The following is a 20476-nucleotide window of genomic DNA, read 5'->3' as shown; positions in this document are numbered from 1 at the left end:
TTTTAATAGACGCTTTGCAAAAACAACACGGTTAAAATAACGACATTGCTAACAATGTGGGCGATTAAAATTCCGCCAAATTGGGTAGTTACTTGAAAAGTTCTTTTGGGAGCACGGCGGGTGAGGCTCGGCGGCCCTAAAAATGCTGGCTTGGAAGCTTTTTTATTGCCAGAAACCATGTTTTCTATGAATTCTAATCCCTGCCATTTAGCTAGAAAAGTTACTGCTAATACTGAGAGTGCTATCATAGTTATTGGAGCGTAAACATTATCCCCACGTCCTAATAAAATATAACCGATAAGCTGTTCCCGCAATTCTTTGCTAAGAACGCTTTCAATGCCGAAGAAAACTAACCAGCCTACGCAAGTGCAAGATAGATTGAGGATGGCTGTATATTCAATGCTGGTTTTGGGGCCGAGTTTAAGTAGTTTTTGCAAAAACCACGATTCGATCGCGATCGCCAAAAACATAATTAAAATTTGCACCAAAACAGTCCGAAATGGGAAAACACTCGCAATCATAAGCCTTTAGGTATATCAGTCCGTGTTAGATTTTAATTGTACAGCACAAGCGGAATAATCTTAACCGGAGGTTTAAGCACCTGATTGCGTTAAATCGTGGCTTAAAAGATTGGGGGTTAGAACTTATCGTATAATCAGTTGAGATCCGCCAACAGAATGGAAAAATTAAACATTCAAGGCGCGCGATCGAATACCCACCCCGATACAGACTCAAACAACTTCTGATTATGGTAAGGAATGGCATTGGTATTCGGACAGCCTCATCCCGATCGGAACGCGCCGCGGGTCAGATTCACGTCTACGACGGCGCCGGTAAAGGCAAGTCTCAGGCAGCTTTGGGAGTAGTGTTGCGGTCGATCGGGCTGGGTATCAATTCTGACTCGCCCACGCGAGTTTTGTTGCTGCGCTTTCTCAAAGGCCCCGGTCGCTCCTACGACGAAGACGGAGCAATAGAAGCCTTGCAACGGGCATTTCCGCACTTGATCGACCAAGTGCGTACCGGCAGAGCGGAATATTTTGGGGCCGAAGCAATCACCCGCTTCGATCGCGCCGAAGCTCAGCGAGGCTGGGATATCGCCAAAGGAGCGATCGCCAGCGAGCTCTATTCCGTCGTGGTACTAGACGAACTAAACCCCGTATTGGACTTGGGTTTGCTGCCAGTTGACGAAGTAGTCCAAACCCTCAAAAACAAACCAGAATATTTAGAAGTCATCGCCACAGGCCGAGCGGCCCCGTCCGCTTTGCTGGAGATTGCCGACTTGCATTCAGAAATGAAGCCCCACTATCACCCCGCAGCGGCAGAGCATCATATTTCGGGTATCGAAATATACACCGGAGCGGGCAAAGGCAAGTCTACAAGCGCTTTGGGCAAAGCTTTGCAGGCAATAGGTAGGGGTATCAGTCAAGACCAATCTCACCGGGTGTTAATCGTGCAGTGGCTAAAAGGCGGCACCGGTTATACAGAAGATGCGGCGATCGCAGCTTTGCGCCAAAGCTATCCACAGCTAGTAGACCACCAGCGGTGCGGCCGAGATGCTATAGTTTGGCGGGGGCAACAGCAAGAGCTAGACTGCATAGAAGCAGAACGCGGTTGGGAAATCGCCAAATGTGCGATCGCCAGCGGCTGGTACAAAACGATTATTCTCGACGAACTCAATCCCACAGTAGACTTAGAACTGCTGCCGGTAGAGCCGATCGTCGAAGCTCTGCTACGCAAGCCGCGGGATACAGAAATTATTATCACCGGGCGTTGCCACAAACCCCATGCTTACTTTGACTTGGCAAGCGTACACTCCGAGGTATACTGTCACAAACACTACGGCGATCGGGGCGTAGAACTAAAGCGGGGCGTAGACTTTTAAAGCCCGGAGCGGTACGCAGTTCAATCCGGGTCAGAATTATTAAATGACGACCCTGCCTGGAAAACCGGAAATTGCCACAAAGCCTTGTTACCAAGTAACAAATCTCCCAATTTCCCTTGTCTTCCCGATCACCCAGATCTGCCTTTTTTAATCTTTAATTTCCTCCCCCGGACGCGATCCCCGACCGCAAATCCAGAGTGGAACATTAAGAATATGAGCCGCGTCTTATGGAGCGTGAGCACCTGAGACAGTGCACCAGGATTATTAAAGGGTGAAGACTTTGAAAATAAAAGCTTACAAGCAAAAAAACCGCGAGGGAGAAAGTCTAGACAGGGTTAACGCCAGTAGGCTAGACTTGCGGCTGGCAAACAGGTTAAACTACAGCGGAATCCAAACATTCGGTGTTCTAGGCAGTGTCTGTAGTCGCACCAGCGATGACCAACAAGTAGAGGAGTGAAGCTTTATGACAACGTTAGATGACAATCCTAATCAACTAGATTTAAACCTTCCGGGACTAGGCCCGGATACAGTATTCGCCGGAGCTGGGGCGGATTTCGTTAGAACTTCCACCCTGGGCGGCAGCTTAATATTTGGCCAAGGCGATAACGATACTCTGATTTCAGTTGGCCCGAACGATACCATATACGGCGGCGACGACGAAGATTCAATCAGATCTCAGCGCACTCCGGCTTTGCTGTTTGGCGACGCAGGCTCGGACACCATAGTCGCTGAAGCCCGCGCTACCGTGGCCGGCGGTTTGGGAGAAGACATCCTCCAAGGTACTGTCGAAGCTAACCTGATGTTTGGTAATCAGGGCGCAGATACGATTCTGGGAGGGGCGCAGAGAGGAGATTCCCTCTACGGCGGTAAGGACAATGACGCGATCGGCTTCTTCATTGCAGGCGGTGGCAACAACCTTTCTTTACAGGGTGGCTTGGGTATTGGCTTCGCTGGCAATGAAGGCAGCAACTACTTGCGGGGTGATAATGGCGACGACTTGGTTGTAGGTATCAATGTAAGAGACACTCTCTTTGGCGGTAAAGGCAACGACACCCTAAGAGGTGTGGCCAGCAACAGCTACCTGTCGGGCGATCTTGACGACGACATCTTAGTGATTACCAACAGTACGCAAAGCAGCCCATTTACTTCCTCGGTCATCACGATCGGAATTGAGAGAACCACCTTGATTGGTGGTGGCGGCAACGATTCTCTCACCGGGGCGATCGGCGAGTTTGGCGGCGGCAGAAACTTCTTTGATGGCGGCGACGGTAACGACACGATCAACGTTTTTGCCACTTCGGATACTGCGTTGGGAGGTGCAGGCGACGACTTCATCGTGTCGGCGTCGGTGCCGAATGTAATTTCGAGCGTAGGCGCCTCCAGTTCATTCCCAGGCTTCGCGGGTCGCAACTTGCTCGACGGCGGAGTAGGCAATGACACGATCGTCGCTGCCTTCTCCAGCGATACGATGATTGGCGGCGAAGGCAACGACAGCCTGAGCGGTACATTTACTAACGCAGCCGGTGGAGATGGCAACGATACTCTCGATGCTACCAGGGCCTTTTTTGGTGGTACTGGTACTGCTTTGATTACTCTCGAAGGCGGGCTGGGCAACGATCTGTTAATTGGCTACACCAATCCTACTACTGGCAGCAGCTTCACCGTCACCAACCTCATGAACGGTAGCGAGGGAAGTGACACCATCATCTTTGGCAGCCAGCGCGATCGCGTGATCGGCAACTTTGCGGGTAACGACTTCATCTCCTACGCTAGCGGCGTCACCTTTAGCGGCACAGTCGCCAACTTGATTAGCGATACCCTAGGCAGCAACTTCATTACTGGTGGTAACGGCACTGATGTCATAACTACTGGTAACGGGGATGACATCCTGTTCGGCGACTCATCCAATGCTACCGACTCCCTCGGAGGAGCTGGGGACGATACCTTAAATGCCGGTGCCGGAAACGACACCATGCTGGGCGGCTTTGGTAACGACTATTTGATCGGCGGCGACGGTAACGACTCTCTCGGAGGCGGGCCGGGTGCTGACACGCTGATTGGTGGCAGTGGCAATGACAGCTTCTACTACAACAACTTCGGCGAAGGCGCAGTCGGTACAAACACAGACCAAATCGGCGATTTTACGATCGGTCAAGACAAGTTTATCTTCCAACTCAATGGCTCCAACGGCTTCCCCAACTTGAGGGTAGTGCCAAATACGAATCGAATTTCTTCGCAGGCCTTCTTGGCGGTTGAGAGTGGGTCTTACAACAGCAGTTTTGGTCCAGCCGGGGCAGGCCCGACAGAGCCGTTCGTCTTTTATGAAAATTCAACTGGACGACTAGGATTTGACTCTGACGGTTTTGGTGGTTCTGACCCAGGCGTTACACTGGCAATTCTGAATGGCAGACCTGGCATTACGGCTGCTGACATTACCCTGATTTAATTTGGGTAAAAGTGGGTCGGGTCGATGCTGAAACATCGCCCGCGCCAACTCTCAAAACTAATTGTGGTATGTTTCGAGCTGGGGATATCCATCCCTGGCTTTTTTATTGGTCTTGGGAATTGGGCATCGGGGATTGGGCATTGGGCTTTGGGCATTGAAAGGAAGGGCAGATTCACCGATCCATTTTGCCACCCATCAATAATGTTGACAAACCAGCCACCCAACTCAAAGACGATATAATTGACATTTGAGTAAAAGTCGATTATCGTAGCAGACTAATATTCTATTTTGTTATTCAAAAACAGTTATTAATAGTGAAACTGTCCAATGGTCATCTAACAGATTTAGGCAATAAAATAGAATTATATTCTTTAAATCATAATCATCAAGAAGGAAAAAATAAAGCTATTTTGTTTGCCAGTAAGTTAGGCATTACCATAAAAAATGCTGAAATGCTCAAACAGGCTTTAAAAGAAGCTGCTATCAACGAAGATGTTGTTATTCAAAAAAACAATGAATACGGAACACATTACAACATGAAATTTTTGCTAAAAACCGAAGTAGGTGAATCTCTGATTCTAGCAGCTTGGATCGTCCGCTTAGGTGAAAGTTTCCCCAGATTAACAAGTTGTTATCCCGTCAAAAAGTGAGGTAAAAACAATGAAAACAATTAAAGACCTAGATATTGTTGCTTTAACTGAAGATTTAGAAGCCACCCATTTTGAAACAAAACAAATCATTAAATTATATAAAGGACAAGTAGGAACAGTCGTGATGGAATTTGATGGCAGTGCTTTTGAGGTAGAATTTTCTCATCAAGATGGCACAACTTATGCAATGGAAACAATTCCAGCCACAAAATTAATGCTTTTACACTATGAGTTAGTAGAATCTGTAGGGGCAGTTACCCGATGAATTTTGCCACCAATAATCTTTATCAACTCGCCCCAAGATATTGGTACAAATCATTTAGGCTCATTATAAAAAATCCCGCAAACATATCGTTTGCGGGATTTAGTAGGCAGGAAACTTGTAGCGAATACTGTTACTAAGCTCGGTCTACAATCTCTTTGGCTTTATCTTTGAGGTCTTCTTTCAGGTGAATTGCTGATGCTTCATCTTGCTTGGCTTGACCTTCTAATTTATCTTTCTGATTGCCTGTAACTTCGCTAACAGCTTCTTGGATTTTGCCTTCAATATTCTTTGCTGTTGCTTCGACTCTATTTTCAATGCTCATAATTTTATATTCTAACTCGACAACTATAATATATACTTTTAAAGCTGAGTCTATATCCCTCTTTAGATAGATTTGTTATTACCCTTATTTCTAAGTTAAAGGTTCGATTGGAATTTCCACAAGTTTATTTCTGGAGGAAAAACCGGATTTAATGCCGATCGCAGATTTCGGCACTTTAAACTTTTTCGCCAACAGCATGATTAATTCTTGATTGGCTTTCCCATCGACTGGCGGCGACTTGAGATGTATTGTGAGGCTGCCGTCGGGTTGTTCTGCGATGCTTTGCTGTGTGGAATTCGGTTTAACTTTGACTGTGAAAATAGTCACACTTCGACTTTCTCTGAATGTTCGATCTTCGTTCCCAAAACTTTCAGGAATTCAGCCAGCCAGTTAGAATGTGCTGGCCACGCGGGGGCGGTGACTAAATTGCCATCGACTACGGCTTCGGTAACTGGAACTTCTGTATATTTGCCGCCGGCCCGGAGTACGTCAGGGCTGCAAGCGGGGTATGCGGTGCAGCGTTTGCCTTCGAGTACGCCGGCGGCGGTCAGGACTTGCAAGCCGTGACAAATAGATGCGATCGGCTTTTTGCTGTTGGCAAAGTAGCGGGTAATTTGCAGCACTTGTTCGTTGAGGCGGATGTATTCTGGGGCGCGTCCTCCGGGGATAATCAAAGCGTCGTAGTCGGCCGGGTTGATTTCGTCAAAAGTCGCGTTTAAAGTGAAGTTGTGACCGGGTTTTTCGCTGTAGGTTTGATCGCCTTCAAAGTCGTGAATAGCGGTGCGAATTGTTTGGCCTGCTACTTTGTCCGGGCAGATGGCGTGGACGGTGTGACCTACCATTTGCAGTGCTTGGAAGGGAACCATTACTTCGTAGTCTTCTACAAAGTCGCCGACTAACATTAATATTTTTTTGGCTGTCATGTTTCCAACTCCTGTTATTTTGATTGTGTTAAATAGGATTAAAAAAAATGCGGGGCAGTTAAAAAGCTTGCCCCGCAAGCTATTCTGGAATCTAGAAACCGTTGCGTCCCCAAATGACCATTGAAATTGAGAAGGAGAACAGAACTAGCACCGAAACCCAACCGAGTGACAAAATATCCATAGCTATTTATTGAACAAACTGTACAAAGTGACTCCAAACCTTATGATAAGTCAATTTGAGCTATTTTAAGAATGAGGGCGCCGTGAAGGACTCGTCAAATTTTAGTGCCGCTGAACGGGTAGAATCTTTGAAGGCAGGGAGTGTTGCTGCTTTGTCTTGTTTGCTGGGTTTTGGGGCGATCGCCCTTGGTAATAGTTTAATTCTGGCGGATAGGTTGGATTCTCTGGCGAGTTTGCAGGTAAGGGAAATTGACCTAAATTTTGCCTTCAGAGGGACGATCGCACTTTTGGGCGGTTTTTTGTTCGGCGTGACTTACCGCTATGCGATTCGCCGAGATGTTAACCCGCAGCTTAAATCTGGTGCGGTGTTGGCTTTTGGGTTGGTGCGGGCTTTTGGACAGTTGGATGCTGGATTGTTTTTTGAACCCGGGAAGATGCCCGCCCTGCAGGAGTTATTGCCGTTTGGGGTTCGCGGTGTCGAGAGTGTGGTATTGTTTGCGATCGCGGGTTTGGTTTTGGATTGGGCGATCGGGCGATCGTGGATTAAGCCCTTTGATTCTTGAGTGCAAAATCTTGCAGCATTTTTAGGAACAGGCAAGATGCCTGTTCCACAAAAGTTCAATTTTCCTGTGGGCCGTTGCTCCTAGCCCGCCCAAAACATACAATTTAGCGAAACAGCTTATTTTGCGCTAAACCCGCCCCTAAAGATTTAACACCTCAAATTCTGGATTGCCGTAAACCATCTGTTTATCTACCGCCGACAAAACTTTATTGTTAGCAGCATCAGAAACTAAACACTGACAAACTAGCTGCGCTACATCTGCCCGATGAATCGTTCCAGAAACTCGACAATCTTCTGTTAAAATACCGTTGCCTGTTGCAGGTTCCGATTTGAGTCCGCCGGGACGAATCACTGTATAAATCATCCCGCTTGCTATCAAATGATTTTCGGCTTTTTCCTTTTCTATTAAAACCGGGCGCAAAGTTTCTAAAGCTTGGGGTGGCAAAGCGCCGACACTATTACCGCTACCGATGGATGAAACTAAAATAAACTTTTGCACGCCTGCTTTGACAGCGGCATCAATCAAGTTTTTGTTGCCCAAATAGTCGGCTCTTTCTCCATCTTTTGGCAAGCCGCCAATTGTGCTGATTACGGCATGAATTGGATCGCCGCCAGCCATCGCCGCTTCCATAGCTGCTGCATCCAAAGCATCGCCAGTCACGACTTTGATCCCCATTGCTTCTAATTCTGTGCTGGTTGCGGGCGATCGCAAAAGTGCAGTTACTTGCATCTTTTGTTCTACCAACAACTTCGCAATTTCTAGGCCTACGCCTCGGCTAGCACCTGCTAAAAAAATGTGGGATTTCTCTGTCATATTAATTGTGTTTTAAGTTGTGCATAAAGTGGTTGTTTTGACTGTGGAACAGTATACAACAATCCTCTGTGAATTTTTGAATTAGTTTTTTTTTACCGCAGAGGGCGCAGAGGGCGCAGAGGAAGAGAGGGGAATGATTGGCAATTACCGATTGCCTATTTCTAATTTACGTTAGATTTTTTTTCCCACCATTACTACCCAAGATTGAGCTTCGCGGGGTAAGCCGGGGGGGCGATAGTAGTGATTGACTATTGCAAATCCTGTTTGTTCTAAACAGGGCGCTAAGGTATGATATTCCCATCCGGCTGTATAGCGTTTTCCCGTTGATCTCTCGTCGTATCCCTCCCAATTTCCCCGACACATTGACATGACAATTGCACCGTTAACAACTAAGGCTTTGTACAAATCTTGCAGCACTTTCACCATTTCGTCGCTGGGAACGTGAATCAGGGAAGCATTGGCAAAAATACCGTCAAATTCTGCCTCTGGCAAGTCGAGATTTAGAAAAGATTGTTGCCAAACTTCGCATCCCGATAACTTCTTAGCTATTTCTACAAAAGCTGGAGTTGCATCTAAGCCTACAACTGTGTGTCCTTGGCTCTTGAACGCTACTAAATCTCGTCCCGGCCCGCATCCTATATCGAGAATTTTACCGGGATTGCGGGGCATAGCAGCGGTCAGTGCCTCGCGATTTTGGGATACGTCGTGATGCCAAGTTCCTTGTCGGAAAGATTCGGCAGTTAGCTGGTATTCTGCGATCGTAATTTCTTCGCGTTTGTCCACAATTTCCCCCTCTTGTATTATTTGAGATTTGAGATTTGAGATTTGAGATTTTAGAAGGTAAACCGTAGGGACACTCCAAAAGCCCATTGGTGTCCACTTAAGGCTAAAACCCTTGATAAATATCGGTTTTACCCTAGTCTAGATCCCCCTAAATCCCCCTTAAGAAGGGGGACTTCGATCAAACTCTTGTCCCCCCCTTCTTAAGGGGGGCTAGGGGGGATCGAACCCTAATAGTCAAACAGCAGGATGGTACTAAGTTTGACGTTAAGTTGACACGCTTTGGGCACTGCCGTGTCCTACTCTATTTCATCCGATTGACTCCTGGTATAATAGTTAAACAACCAGGGTTTTTTGTTCGGATTTTGTAACTGCTGAATCAACTTCTAAGAGAGAACCTTCGGGGGATTCGATCGCAAATCCCGCATCTCGAATCATGTCCCAATCTTGATGGGCAGCTTGTCCGGGAGTTGTCAGATAATCGCCAACAAAGATAGAATTAGCGGGGTAGAGTCCGAGAGGTTGCAGCGATCGCAAATGCACTTCCCGTCCCCCAGCAATCCGAATTTCTTGACTGGGAAGCAAAAATCGGAACAAACAGAGAATTCGCAAACATTGGCGGGGAGTTAACCTGTTCACATCTGCAAATGGCGTGCCGGGAATAGGAATGAAAAAGTTGACCGGCACGCTAGTAACGCCCAACTCGCGAAGCGAAAGCGCTAAATCGATCGCATCATCATCCGATTCGCCCATCCCCAAAATTCCGCCCGAACAAGTTGTGATCCCCGCTGCTTTTACGTGTTCGACGGTTTCCACCCGATCGCCAAAAGTGTGAGTCGTGCAAATATCCGTGTGATATGATTCGGAAGTATTGAGATTGTGATTTACGCGATCGACTCCTGCTTTAGCCAAACGGTGAGTTTGTTCCTCGCTCAACAATCCCAAACAAGCGCAAATTTTTAGGTTATAATTTGCCTTCACAGTCTCGACAGCATCCACAACGCGATCGAAAGTAGATGCGCTGGGTTGGCGGCCCGAAATCACCAAACAAAACGTACCAGCTTTTAACTCTGCAGCGCGTTGGGCGGCATCCAGAATTTTATCCTTAGCTAAAAGCGGATATTTCTCAATTTCCGCAGTCGAAATTTTTGACTGAGAACAATAATGGCAATCTTCAGGACAAAGGCCACTTTGAGCATTTAACAAATAGTGCAGCCTGACTCGGTTTCCCCAGTAGTGGCGGCGCACCCGATAAGCTGCGTTTAGTTGTTCCAGCAAAACCTCATCCGGTGCGCGCAATACGGCTAAAGATTGCTCGCGAGAGATACATTTGCCCGCCAGCGCGTCGTCAGCCAAATCGTTCCAATTGGGTAAATTCATTACTAAAATTAAAGGGTTTACAGAGTATCCAAAACCTGACGAATCACCCGATAAATCGATTCTAGTTCATCAGGAGAAATGCAGTAGGGAGGCATCAAGTAAAGCGTATTTCCCAAGGGGCGGAGCAAAAACCCCGCTTCGAGAAATCTGGCTTTCAATACCGGAGCGATGTCATTAAAATAACCGGAATCGCTTTCCGTTTTCACATCCATTGCTACGATGGTGCCACAAGTCCGAATCCGTTCTAGTTTAGGATGATTTCTCAGCCATTGATTCAGATATTTGTGGTGCAGTTTTTCCATCCCTTGATAAACATTTGGGTTTTGCTCCAAAAGCTCCATAGATGCTACACTCACCGCACAAGCTAAGGGATTTCCGGTATAAGAATGACCGTGAAAAAAAGCTTTGTCCCATTCATCTCGCCAGAAAGCTTGATAAATATCGTCCGATGCCATTGTGACAGCAATTGGCAAACAGCCACCAGACAATCCTTTAGACAAACACAGGATATCCGGTGAAGTTGCAGATTTAACCGAGGCAAACAGTTCGCCCGTGCGGCCAAAACCCGTCATTACTTCATCGTAAATCAACAATACATTAAACTGGCGGGCCAGTTGTGCGATCGCCCGCAAAAACTCAGGGCGGCACATTCGCATCCCCCCAGAACCTTGCACCAAAGGTTCGATAAAAATACCCGCATAGCCGCCCTGCTTTAACAACAACTCCAACTTCTCTAAACTCGCCGCCTCCTTGCTTTCCACCTCCTCATCGCCGTCAAAAGTCGCGGGAAAAGGAACAACATCCCCAGCAAACATTAAAGGTGCAAAAGATTCCCACCACAGCGAACTTCTGCCAGCAGACATCGCGCCCACAGTATCGCCGTGATAACCTCCCTCAAAACTAATAAAGCTAGTGCGATTAGTTTCTCCGATATTTTGCCAATATTGAAATGCCATTTTCAGAGCAACTTCAACAGCAGTAGAACCGTTATCAGAAAAGAAAATCCGCGTCAAAGAAGCAGGCGTATGATTTAGCAATTTATTAGCAAGTTTCTCGGCTGGTTCGTGAGTAAACCCCGCAAAGATTACGTGTTCTAACTTTTGAGCTTGTTCGTAAAGAGCCTCCGCCAGAACCGGATGGCTGTGCCCGTGAACAGTCACCCACCAACTAGAAATACAGTCGAGAATTTGCCGCCCGTCTGCTAATTCCAGCACCGATCCTTTGCCGCGAATTACCTTCAGCGGCGGGGCAGCCGTTTTCATTTGCGTGAAGGGCTGCCAAATCGGTGAAATTGAAGAATTATGTTCCTGATTCGCAGTCATTTTTACCACTCAAACTAATATTAAGTCGTATTTTAATATAACAAGTTTAATTCACTTATAAACTTTTTATTTTTTCTTATTTCTTCTTCTCTTCCTTCGTGTCCTTAGCGTCTTCGCGGTTCCTTCAAACAAAATCTAGTTTGGTGTTGAGGGCGGCTGCGCTGCAACGTCTGCCGCCATATCACGTAATTCCCCGGCGATGGTGAAAATTGTCAGTTACAATTTTCGGCCTTTGAGCAAATAAGTCGTCATAGATCCTTTGCCTTTAACATTAATTTTACCGCGCTTTTCCAACAAATACTTATCGCACAGCAACTCATAAGTTGATTTGCTAACTTGAATTTTACCAGGAAGTCCCTGAGACTCCATGCGGCTTGCTGTATTCACAGCATCTCCCCACAAATCGTAAATAAACTTTTTAGTGCCGATGACACCTGCTACAACAGGCCCAGTATTAATGCCAATGCGGATATTGAGAGGTTTACCGCATTCGTCGCGGAATTTCATAATTTCTTGCTGCATTTCCAGCGCCATTTCGGCAATAGATTCGGCGTGATTTGTACAGGGAAGTGGCAAACCGCCTGCTACCATATAATTGTCGCCGATAGTCTTAATTTTTTCTAAGCCATATTGTTCGCTTAAGCGATCGAAAGATGAAAATATTTTGTTAAGTAATTCTACTAATTCTTCAGGAGACGTGCGCGAAGATATTTCGGTAAAGCCCACAATATCAGCAAACAAAACCGTAACCTCTGCAAATCCGTCCGCAATATTTATCTGACCTTGTTTTAGGCGATCGGCAATCATTACCGGTAATATATTTAGTAATAAACGTTCCGACTTTTCTTGTTCGGCGCGCAATATTTCCTCAGCTTGCTTCCGCTGTGCAATTTCCTTGTATACTCGGTGAAACATTTGATTGAATGCGACCATAAGTTCTCCCAACTCATCATCGCGCTTGACAGACAGAGAGTAGAAATCTGGTTGTTCTCGATCTTTGCTCAAAGCGTCTCCGGCAGCGATCAAGTCATCCCGCAATCTCAAGATAGGTGAAATTACTGTCGCTCCTAAAAAAAACATAGTCACAGAAGTGACAAAGGCTGATATAATGATGACTAGAACGGCAATCCTCCCGATAAATGCGTAGAGTTCCGGTTGAACGGTGGAAGCATCGTGGCGAACAATTAAGATGTAATCGCCTCCAAAATGTCGCTCCGTCCAAGCAATATCGTAGCGCTGGCCATCGAAATTGTGACTGTGAACTATACGAGCTCTTTTTAGTTGCTTTAAACGGATTTCTGGGGGTTCGCCAAGTGTATATATTAGCTGACCGTTAGCTTGGTAAATAGATAGTCCTAACACTACTTGAGAATCCTTAATAATATTTTTTACTTCTTCTTGCAAGAAAGTGCGATCGGAAATATCTTGTTGAAGCAAAAACTCTAGGGAATCAACAGTCGCGCGAGATACCTGTTCTAATTGACTTAAAAGTTCATTTTCTCGCCGAAAATAAGAGGGAACTAAAATAATTCCCTCTATGACAAGAATGCTAGCAAATACCCACAAAGCTATTTGCCTAGACAAGCGAGATTGGAAAAATTTTAAGAATGATAAAATCCGCGCTCGCATAAAATTTACTATTTTGCCAATGGCTAATGTAGGAAATAGGAAAAAAAACCGGGTTTCTGGTAATCAATTTTGGGTGTGTCAACGAAGCAACCGCGCAGAAACCGGGTTTCTCACATCCCCTGTGTAATTCCTGTAATTGTCAGCAGTCAACAGCCAGCAGTCATTAACTGTTAGTTGTTGGCTGACGACTAACAACTAATGAATGATGACCCGCCCAAAAACGGATACCAGCCCCCGACTTAACTCGCGGATATATAAAAATTTTAGACCAAAGTTCAAGCTCCCAGATTCACCTGTGCAGTAAATCTAAAATCTAAAATCTAAAATCTAAAATTGACTGACTCCGGACTAACTAGCATACCCCTTAATAATATAATAAACAAATTAAACCGAAACTGGGCTGACTAGCCTGCCTGCAAGCAGATAAGTATTCATATCGCCCTTGCCTTTGATGTCGATAATTCCTCTGTATTCAAACCGATACTTATTTTGCAAGATCTCGTAAGTTGATTGTGTGACTTGAATCGCGCCGGCAAGCCCGTGGGATTCCATGCGCGCTGCTGTATTGACGGCATCGCCCCAGAGGTCGTAAATAAATTTTTTAGTGCCAATAACCCCCGCAATTGCAGGCCCGGTATTGATGCCGATGCGAATGTTAATTCCTGCATGATGTTTGGCATTAAATTTGGCTAATTCCTCCTGCATATCTAAAGCCATTTCCGCAATGCTTTCGGCGTGGTTGGTGCTGGGGTTGGGCAAACCTCCGACTACCATATAAGCGTCTCCAATTGTTTTGATTTTTTCCAAGCCGTACTTTTCCGTTAAGCCATCGAAGGCTGAAAAAATTTCGTTGAGAAACTTGAGCAGTTCTTCGGGAGATATTTGTGCTGAAAGCACGGTAAAGCCTACGATATCCGCAAACAAAATCGTGACTTCTGCGAAGCCGTCAGCAATACTGCTTTGACCATCTTTTAGCTTAGCAGCAATGGATTCGGGTAAAATATTGAGCAGCAGGCGATCGCTCTTTTCCTGTTCTTTTACCAATTCTACATTAATTTCTTGCAATTGTGCCGTGCGTTCCCTGACGCGCTGTTCTAATTGTTTAGCATTCTGGCGCAACCTGCTGATAGATAAAGTTAATCCTGTAACCCCTAAAAGTGAAAGTCCTACTAACAGTAAAAACAGGTTTTTAAGCTCACTTTTAGTATTTTGAATGATGGTATCCAGAGGTTGAATAATTTCTAATATACCCCGCACATCTCCCACTTTCCAATCAGTTTTAGGACTGTCACGGTGAGTATTGTGACAGTTCACGCAGCTAGAAGTTAGAATATCTGCCTCGGCATATCGAAAGGCTGGTTTGCCGCGATAATTTTCACGGCGGACAAACTTTTGTGTCGGATTTTGCGTCAAATACGTAATAGCTTGCTGTTCAAAGTCGTCTCGGACTCCGCCTTCTTTTCTCCGCCAGGGAAACGGGTAGTTACTGTAGAGCCGAAGTGATACTTCTGGATTTTTTTTTGTGATATGGTTGCCGAGTTCTATTAAGAAACTGGCTGGTACGGGAACTGTTACTTTTGTCGGGTTGTAGTCGTGGGTAAAGTTAATCGCTTTAGCAGTGTTGAGAGGACTAACAACATCGGAACTGTAAAGGGTGCGGGCTTCTTTAACAGCTTGGGCATAGAGGGTGGCATTTTGGAGGGCTTGCGATTCGATTAGGGTGGAGGAAAGACGAGACATATTTTCCATCGCTACTCCTACACCTATACAAAATAAAATTGTCACTGCAAGGAGAATTCGCTTGTAAATTAATTGGCTGATGGCAGCCCGAATTCGAGAAATCAACTGGGGCATGGTATCCTCACGTGTGAGGTTTAATCTTGATTGGAATTTATGCACTACTAACATAACACTGCTTTCTCAGACTGTTTTGCTGGCGTCCGGGGTAAAGCAAGACTCTCTGAGTGCAACCGAGGGTTAATTATTGTTTACCGCGAGTGTTTCGCTTATCCGTAAGAATACCCATAACTTTATAGGGATTTTCTGTTGAGTGAAGTACAGATGCTCGGTTAAGGGCATGGCAGTGCCGTGTCCCTACTTCACGCACTTTTTGCTTTATCTCGGTTAGGATAGCAATTGTAGTCTATGGTTGGCGATCGTGAATTCTGACTCTACTGTCTCACCTACTAACAACGAAATTTTTCCGGGAGAAGTTTTCGTCAACACTGCCAATTTTGATACTGGCATTCGGCGACTTTTACCTAAATATGACGAAATGCTAGACGTAGTAGCAGGCTGCATTGCTAACACAAACCACCGCATTTTAGAACTCGGCTGCGGTACGGGGGAACTCACTTTAAAAGTTCTCAAACGCTACCCGTCTGCGGAAATAGTTGCTGTCGATTACTCGCCGCGAATGCTTGATTTTGCCCGCGCCAAAATAGAGTCTGCAGGATACACAACTCGGTGGACTGGGATAGAAATGGATTTTGGAGAATGGGCGAACAATCCAAATTTATCAGGCTTGGACGATAAATTCAATGCTTGCATTTCATCTCTGGCAATTCACCATCTTGAGGACGAGATGAAGTTGAAATTGTTTCAACGCATCCGCGAAAGTTTAAATGCTGGTGGCTGTTTTTGGAATGCCGATCCTCTTTTAGCAGAATCAGCAGCAATGAAAGATATTTATCAAGCGACGCGAGAAGATTGGGTACTAAATCAGGGGGAAACGTTAGCCGAAATTCGCGCAAATGTGGGGACGAGTGTCTCTTACGGTTATTCTAATCCCGATCGCCTAGCTACACTTTCGGCACAGTTAGAAATGTTGGTAAAAGCTAGATTTGACACTGTTGCAGTTCCTTGGAAATACTACGGTATGGCAGTGTTTGGGGGATTTGTTAATTGAAAAAAGCAGTCCTGGACGCAGAACTTTTATATGTAGGGTGCGCCTGGACGCACCTCATTACTTAAAGAAAGATTGCAGTTAGTATTTTATGTTATTGGGCTATGCTGGAGAAAATATATAATACTGTCAGGATTTAGGAAACAAAATGACTGCAACTGCGATTCAAAGTATTGATTGGGATGCTTTTTCTTCGGAACTATCGGGAATTGAAATAATTAGCGATCGCGCGCAAGTTGTCAAGCTATCTCAAGATTATTATCACTTCAGTCCAGTTTTGCAACCTCTCTTAAGTGATAAAACAGGAGATTTAGTAGTTCGTCCCGCCAGCGAAGCCGAAGTTTTGCGGATTGCTGCCGCCTGCGTCAAATCCAAAATTCCGCTAACTGTTAGAGGTGCAGGAACGGGCAATTACGGGCAGTGCATTCCCCTGAAGGGAGGCGTCATTTTAGATACCAGCAAAATGAACAGTATCCGCTGGATAAAACCGGGTTTAGCTTGCGTAGAACCGGGGGTGAAAATGTCGGCTTTCGACAAACAAGCCCGAGAAACTGGTTGGGAATTGCGGATGGTTCCCTCAACCTATCGCACCGCAACGATTGGGGGATTTATCGGCGGCGGTAGCGGGGGAATTGGTTCGATAACTTACGGGCAATTGCGCGATCGGGGAAATCTTCATGCCGTTCGAGTTGTTACAATGGAAGACGATCCCCGTGTCATCGAATTGCGCGGGGATGAAGTGCAGAAAGTCAATCACGCTTACGGCACAAATGGGATTATTACTGAGTTAGAAATTCCCCTCGCCCCTGCTTATCCTTGGGCGGAAATCATCGTCGCTTTTGACGATTTTATGACATCGGCCAACTTCGGTCAAGCTTTGGGCGATGCTGACGGAATTATCAAAAAACTAATTTGTGTTTGTGCTTGGCCGATTCCTGCTTATTTTGCTGCTTTCCGCGATGCAATTCCTGAAGGTAAGCACTGCGCTTTGTTAATGGTGGCTGAATCTTGTCTGGAACCGCTGCAAGATTTGGTGCGGGAATATGGCGGCACAATTTGCTATCAAAAAAACGCGCAAGCAGCGAGCAAAGGTGCAGCCCTTGCTGAATTTACTTGGAATCATACCACTTTGCACGCTCGCAGCGCTGACCCGTCTCTGACTTATTTGCAGACGCTTTTTCCCCCAGATAAAGGTTTGAAGTTAATTGAGGAACTGTACAATTATTATGGGGATGAGGTGATGATGCACTTGGAGTTTTTGCGGATGAACGGCAGGGCGATCGCCGCAGCTTTGCAAATAGTTCGCTACACTACCGAATCACGGCTCAATGAAATTATTCGCTATCACGAACAGCAAGGCGCACTGATTGCTAATCCTCACACTTATATATTGGAAGATGGAGGGATGAAAAGTATTAATGTGGAACAGTTGCAGTTTAAAGAGTTGGTCGATCCTTACGGTTTGCTTAATCCGGGTAAAATGCGCGCGTGGTTGGAACGGGATTAAGGAGGATGGTTTTTAGATAAGATTCGGATCTTGAAATCGCTGCTACACAAACTTTCGTCCATCTCACTTGAGACGAAGAAATTAGTTTTCTATGTCGGAAGTTTTTAGCAAATAAAAACTCAAGTCCTTGGTGCGAACAAAACTTGTCAATCTAAGGGACGGGGGCGGTAACTTCTGCTGGTGCGATCGCGGGTGAAGGCACTGTTGGGTCTTGTTTTTGCAGCAAAAGGCGCTGTTTGTTGCGAAATTCTGCGGCCGCATCGTTCAAATTTTGGCGCTGTTCGCTATTAAATTCTTCCATGCTGCGTCCGCCTCCCAAATTGGACCGGTGAATTAAATCAAATATTCCGCTGCCGCTGCTGCGGCCGGAAAAGGGGTCGGTATTGTCTTGAGTTTGAAAGTCTTGCAGCGGTTGGGCATTATTTAAACCGCTGGCTTGAGCGAAGCTTGCTTGAGGCGATAACAGAGTACAGGATGCGATCGCGCTTGCAGCAATCCCCATCATCAATTTGCCCGATTTGGAAGTTTTGGTGTTCATAATTTATTAGTTGAACTTTCAAAAAAACAATTCTATCTAAACAATATTCTGACTTGTGACTAAATATTATATTACTTCGCTGGGGCTAAGGACACGGCAATGCCGTGTCCCTACAATTGATGGTGCAGGTTAAACGATCGCCCGCAGATAGGTCGCGATCGCCCTTCCTCACGCAAACCGGCGTCGCAGCAGCGGTTGAATGCTCAGCAGTGCCACCAAATCAAAGGCTAGCAATACTAACAGCGCTCCTCCAAAGGTAACATTACCCCAAGGAGCCTGCATCACGACACTGGCTAGGGACCAATCGCTGTGCAGGTACAGGTAGCGGATGGGTTCGATCGCGTAACTCAGAGGATTGAGAGTCACCACAACTTGCAGCCACTCTGGCATAAATGACAGCGGCGCGAGGGCTGTGCTGGCAAATAACAGCGGTAGGTTAGTAACAAAAATTACCGCTATTAATTCTACGTGGCCGGGAAGGGCGAAGGCTAAACCCAGACTCAAGCCGGTGACGCCCAAAACTAATAGTAGGACAATTAGGGCGATCGCCCCGAGTCCGGCAATTCCGGGGAATCCGGCGCCCAAAAATGCTCCGGCCGTGACAATTGTGGCGGTTTGGATGAAGCTGAGGGTGACGATAAAAATAGCCGAAGCGAGGACGATCGAAAATCTGGAAGCCAACGGCGCGACTAATAAGCGGTTGAGAAATCCGAACTCGCGATCGAACATAATCGGCAAACCAGCATTCAGCGCCCCGGCAAATGCAGTAAAAACGATTACACCAGCACCGAGAAATTGTCCGTAATTCTGGCTTTCGCCGAACAAGCCTGCGGGAGCATTTTCAAACAGAGCTCCGAACAAAACCAACCACATCAGCGGCTGAATAATTCCTGCAACTAGCGTCGAGGGGCGGCGCTGCAATTGAATAAACAGGCGCTTGGTTAACGCGAGAGTTTCTTGGATGAAGTCGCCCAGCAGGGAACTGGAAGTGTCAGCGGATGCCGTGGAGAGTGGCCGCTGCTGGTTGAGGTTGTTGGGGGATGTAACAGTACCGCTCATAATTGCTTGCGCTGATTTTGATTAAATCTAACTCTCTTTACAGTAGCAAGTCTGGAGGTATTGGTGGTGTTGGGCGGGGGATCGCCCTTACAATTGTTGGGGGTCCATGCCTTTTTCTCGCAGCCATTCTATTAAAGCTTGATAGCGCTGCTGTTACTGTTGTCGCAGAGTGCGTTCTTCTTCTAGCTGTTGTTGAACGAGTTGTTTTTCTTGCTGTTCGCGTGCAAGTTGGCTTTCCTGTCCTCGAAGTCGATCTAATTCTACGGAAGTGAGGAATTTGCGATCGTCTGGGCGATAAATTTCCAGGGTTTCTGGTGTAATTTGAAACCGTATGCCCAAGCGGGGGCTAACCCATTACTCACAAGTTACAGCACTTCCGGGTGTTATGAGGTACAATAATAATAGATTAAAAGAATACACCAAGGAAAGCGTATTCAGTAGATTTGCTTTCCAAAAATAGTAGCAGCCCATCAAGATCAGAAGCTGTCGTTCAGAAAAACAGCAGCGATATTTTCCGTCAGTAAAAGCTCTATTCAAAAACTGGTCAAGCAACAAAAAATAGAGGGAAACTTACAGCCGAAACCCAGGGGCAAACCGAGATACACTCATTTGAATTATTCCACAGCTTCTTTGAGAGAAATAGTGGCAGCACCTCCCGATTCCACTTTACTAGAATTGTGTGAGTTATTTGCCCAGGAGACGGGAAATTGGGTGGGTAGAACAGCCACGTGTAACGCCTTAAAAAAGTTGGGATTAAATCGTAAAAAAAAACAGTGAGAAGTAGCCAAGCTGGCACAGAAAGAGTCATGAAATTAAGGTTAGAGCATTGGGAAAAAGTCAAGCATATCGACCCCAAAAATCTAGTTTTTTGAGATGATACAGGAGTATTACGCTTGTTTAACCAGAACTCATGCAGGTTCCCAACGAGGAACGAGAGCCTATGCTGTCAAACCTTTTTATCGAGGCAAGAAAATCACAGTAATTGGTGGAATTAGTTTCCAGCCAGTAGTGGCATTAATGACCAGAGACAACTCGATGGATGACCTAGCATTTGAGGTGTTTATCGATCAATGTTTAGTGCCACACTTGTGGTCGGTACCAGTAGTAGTGATGGATAACTTACCAGCGCATAAAGTAGATTCAATTAAGCCCGTAGATTGAAGCGGTGGGTGCTTATATCTTGTGCTTGTCCCCATACTCTCCTGATTTTAATCCAATTGAATTATGGTGGTCGCCTGGGGGGGTAACAACCAGCCTGAAACCCAGAGGTGGTGAGGATTGAGCCAATGTGTGGTAAAAAAAGATAGGCAGC

At 46.0% G+C, this 20476-nt stretch carries 22 protein-coding genes; 8 read left to right on the top strand and 14 right to left on the bottom strand.

What is annotated here, in order from left to right; all coding sequences use genetic code 11:
- Nucleotides 1-2: 2 nt before the first annotated feature.
- Entirely contained in the window at nucleotides 3-521 is a 519-nt protein-coding gene (fraC, locus tag QUA33_RS22860) for a filament integrity protein FraC (RefSeq protein ID WP_333069349.1), read from the bottom strand.
- Between the two features lie 227 nt (nucleotides 522-748).
- On the opposite strand from fraC, the gene QUA33_RS22855 reads away from it, so the two are divergent.
- The 4 genes from QUA33_RS22855 to QUA33_RS22840 all read left to right on the top strand — a co-directional run bounded on the left by QUA33_RS22855 (nucleotide 749) and on the right by QUA33_RS22840 (nucleotide 5243).
- A complete protein-coding gene (locus QUA33_RS22855) occupies nucleotides 749-1882 on the top strand; it encodes a cob(I)yrinic acid a,c-diamide adenosyltransferase (protein ID WP_333151413.1) in 1134 nt (377 codons plus the stop codon).
- A 463-nt stretch (nucleotides 1883-2345) separates the two neighbouring features.
- Nucleotides 2346-4328, top strand: a complete 1983-nt coding sequence (locus QUA33_RS22850) for a calcium-binding protein (protein WP_333151411.1) — start codon at nucleotides 2346-2348, stop codon at nucleotides 4326-4328.
- Between the two features lie 314 nt (nucleotides 4329-4642).
- Entirely contained in the window at nucleotides 4643-4978 is a 336-nt protein-coding gene (locus QUA33_RS22845; protein WP_333151409.1) for a DUF6883 domain-containing protein, read from the top strand.
- Nucleotides 4979-4988: 10 nt separating this feature from the next.
- Complete coding sequence (locus QUA33_RS22840; RefSeq protein WP_333151407.1) at nucleotides 4989-5243, top strand: DUF4926 domain-containing protein; 255 nt, start codon at nucleotides 4989-4991, stop codon at nucleotides 5241-5243.
- Between the two features lie 133 nt (nucleotides 5244-5376).
- On the opposite strand, the gene QUA33_RS22835 is transcribed toward QUA33_RS22840, so the two are convergent.
- The 4 genes from QUA33_RS22835 to petN all read right to left on the bottom strand — a co-directional run bounded on the left by QUA33_RS22835 (nucleotide 5377) and on the right by petN (nucleotide 6669).
- Nucleotides 5377-5565: a CsbD family protein gene (locus QUA33_RS22835; protein ID WP_015175540.1), complete on the bottom strand. Its 189-nt coding sequence runs from the start codon at nucleotides 5563-5565 to the stop codon at nucleotides 5377-5379.
- A gap of 90 nt (nucleotides 5566-5655) precedes the next feature.
- Complete coding sequence (locus QUA33_RS22830) at nucleotides 5656-5892, bottom strand: DUF167 domain-containing protein (RefSeq protein WP_333151405.1); 237 nt, start codon at nucleotides 5890-5892, stop codon at nucleotides 5656-5658.
- On the bottom strand, nucleotides 5889-6488 hold the full coding sequence (locus tag QUA33_RS22825; protein ID WP_333069338.1) for a DJ-1/PfpI family protein: 600 nt from the start codon (nucleotides 6486-6488) through the stop codon (nucleotides 5889-5891). The genes QUA33_RS22830 and QUA33_RS22825 overlap by 4 nt, the downstream gene beginning before the upstream one ends.
- A 91-nt stretch (nucleotides 6489-6579) precedes the next feature.
- Nucleotides 6580-6669: a cytochrome b6-f complex subunit PetN gene (gene petN / locus QUA33_RS22820; RefSeq protein ID WP_071883976.1), complete on the bottom strand. Its 90-nt coding sequence runs from the start codon at nucleotides 6667-6669 to the stop codon at nucleotides 6580-6582.
- 82 nt (nucleotides 6670-6751) lie between these two features.
- Between petN and QUA33_RS22815 the strand changes: the two genes are divergently transcribed.
- The gene (locus QUA33_RS22815) at nucleotides 6752-7231 is read left to right on the top strand and encodes a hypothetical protein (protein WP_333151403.1); all 480 of its coding nucleotides are present in this window, start codon (nucleotides 6752-6754) and stop codon (nucleotides 7229-7231) included.
- A 138-nt stretch (nucleotides 7232-7369) separates the two neighbouring features.
- Here QUA33_RS22815 and QUA33_RS22810 read toward each other — a convergent pair whose 3' ends face one another.
- The 6 genes from QUA33_RS22810 to QUA33_RS22785 all read right to left on the bottom strand — a co-directional run bounded on the left by QUA33_RS22810 (nucleotide 7370) and on the right by QUA33_RS22785 (nucleotide 15009).
- Complete coding sequence (locus QUA33_RS22810) at nucleotides 7370-8044, bottom strand: SDR family oxidoreductase (protein ID WP_333151401.1); 675 nt, start codon at nucleotides 8042-8044, stop codon at nucleotides 7370-7372.
- A gap of 171 nt (nucleotides 8045-8215) precedes the next feature.
- Entirely contained in the window at nucleotides 8216-8827 is a 612-nt protein-coding gene (locus tag QUA33_RS22805; RefSeq protein WP_333151399.1) for a class I SAM-dependent methyltransferase, read from the bottom strand.
- A gap of 333 nt (nucleotides 8828-9160) precedes the next feature.
- A complete protein-coding gene (bioB, locus tag QUA33_RS22800; protein ID WP_333151397.1) occupies nucleotides 9161-10204 on the bottom strand; it encodes a biotin synthase BioB in 1044 nt (347 codons plus the stop codon).
- 17 nt (nucleotides 10205-10221) lie between these two features.
- On the bottom strand, nucleotides 10222-11526 hold the full coding sequence (bioA, locus tag QUA33_RS22795) for an adenosylmethionine--8-amino-7-oxononanoate transaminase (protein WP_333151394.1): 1305 nt from the start codon (nucleotides 11524-11526) through the stop codon (nucleotides 10222-10224).
- Nucleotides 11527-11742: 216 nt separating this feature from the next.
- Nucleotides 11743-13155 carry an adenylate/guanylate cyclase domain-containing protein gene (locus QUA33_RS22790; protein ID WP_333151392.1) on the bottom strand — a complete coding sequence of 471 codons (1413 nt, stop codon included), beginning with the start codon at nucleotides 13153-13155 and terminating at the stop codon, nucleotides 11743-11745.
- Between the two features lie 384 nt (nucleotides 13156-13539).
- On the bottom strand, nucleotides 13540-15009 hold the full coding sequence (locus QUA33_RS22785; RefSeq protein WP_333151390.1) for an adenylate/guanylate cyclase domain-containing protein: 1470 nt from the start codon (nucleotides 15007-15009) through the stop codon (nucleotides 13540-13542).
- A gap of 304 nt (nucleotides 15010-15313) precedes the next feature.
- On the opposite strand from QUA33_RS22785, the gene QUA33_RS22780 reads away from it, so the two are divergent.
- Nucleotides 15314-16063 (top strand): class I SAM-dependent methyltransferase, encoded by a 750-nt coding sequence (locus tag QUA33_RS22780; RefSeq protein ID WP_333151388.1) that lies wholly within the window; start codon nucleotides 15314-15316, stop codon nucleotides 16061-16063.
- 145 nt (nucleotides 16064-16208) lie between these two features.
- On the top strand, nucleotides 16209-17567 hold the full coding sequence (locus QUA33_RS22775; protein WP_333151386.1) for an FAD-binding oxidoreductase: 1359 nt from the start codon (nucleotides 16209-16211) through the stop codon (nucleotides 17565-17567).
- 151 nt (nucleotides 17568-17718) lie between these two features.
- On the opposite strand, the gene QUA33_RS22770 is transcribed toward QUA33_RS22775, so the two are convergent.
- The 3 genes from QUA33_RS22770 to QUA33_RS22760 form a co-directional block, all read right to left on the bottom strand.
- Nucleotides 17719-18105, bottom strand: coding sequence for a hypothetical protein (locus QUA33_RS22770; RefSeq protein ID WP_333094211.1), 387 nt, complete (start codon nucleotides 18103-18105; stop codon nucleotides 17719-17721).
- A 168-nt stretch (nucleotides 18106-18273) separates the two neighbouring features.
- Complete coding sequence (locus QUA33_RS22765; RefSeq protein WP_333151384.1) at nucleotides 18274-19164, bottom strand: ABC transporter permease; 891 nt, start codon at nucleotides 19162-19164, stop codon at nucleotides 18274-18276.
- 153 nt (nucleotides 19165-19317) lie between these two features.
- Complete coding sequence (locus QUA33_RS22760) at nucleotides 19318-19503, bottom strand: hypothetical protein (protein WP_333094207.1); 186 nt, start codon at nucleotides 19501-19503, stop codon at nucleotides 19318-19320.
- A gap of 534 nt (nucleotides 19504-20037) precedes the next feature.
- On the opposite strand from QUA33_RS22760, the gene QUA33_RS22755 reads away from it, so the two are divergent.
- A complete protein-coding gene (locus QUA33_RS22755) occupies nucleotides 20038-20325 on the top strand; it encodes a transposase (protein WP_333151382.1) in 288 nt (95 codons plus the stop codon).
- Nucleotides 20326-20476: the final 151 nt, after the last annotated feature.

The sequence above is a fragment of the Microcoleus sp. Pol14D4 genome (genome assembly GCF_036701245.1).
In the GTDB taxonomy this organism is placed as follows: domain Bacteria; phylum Cyanobacteriota; class Cyanobacteriia; order Cyanobacteriales; family Microcoleaceae; genus Microcoleus.
This window is presented reverse-complemented; position numbering and strand designations above follow the sequence as displayed.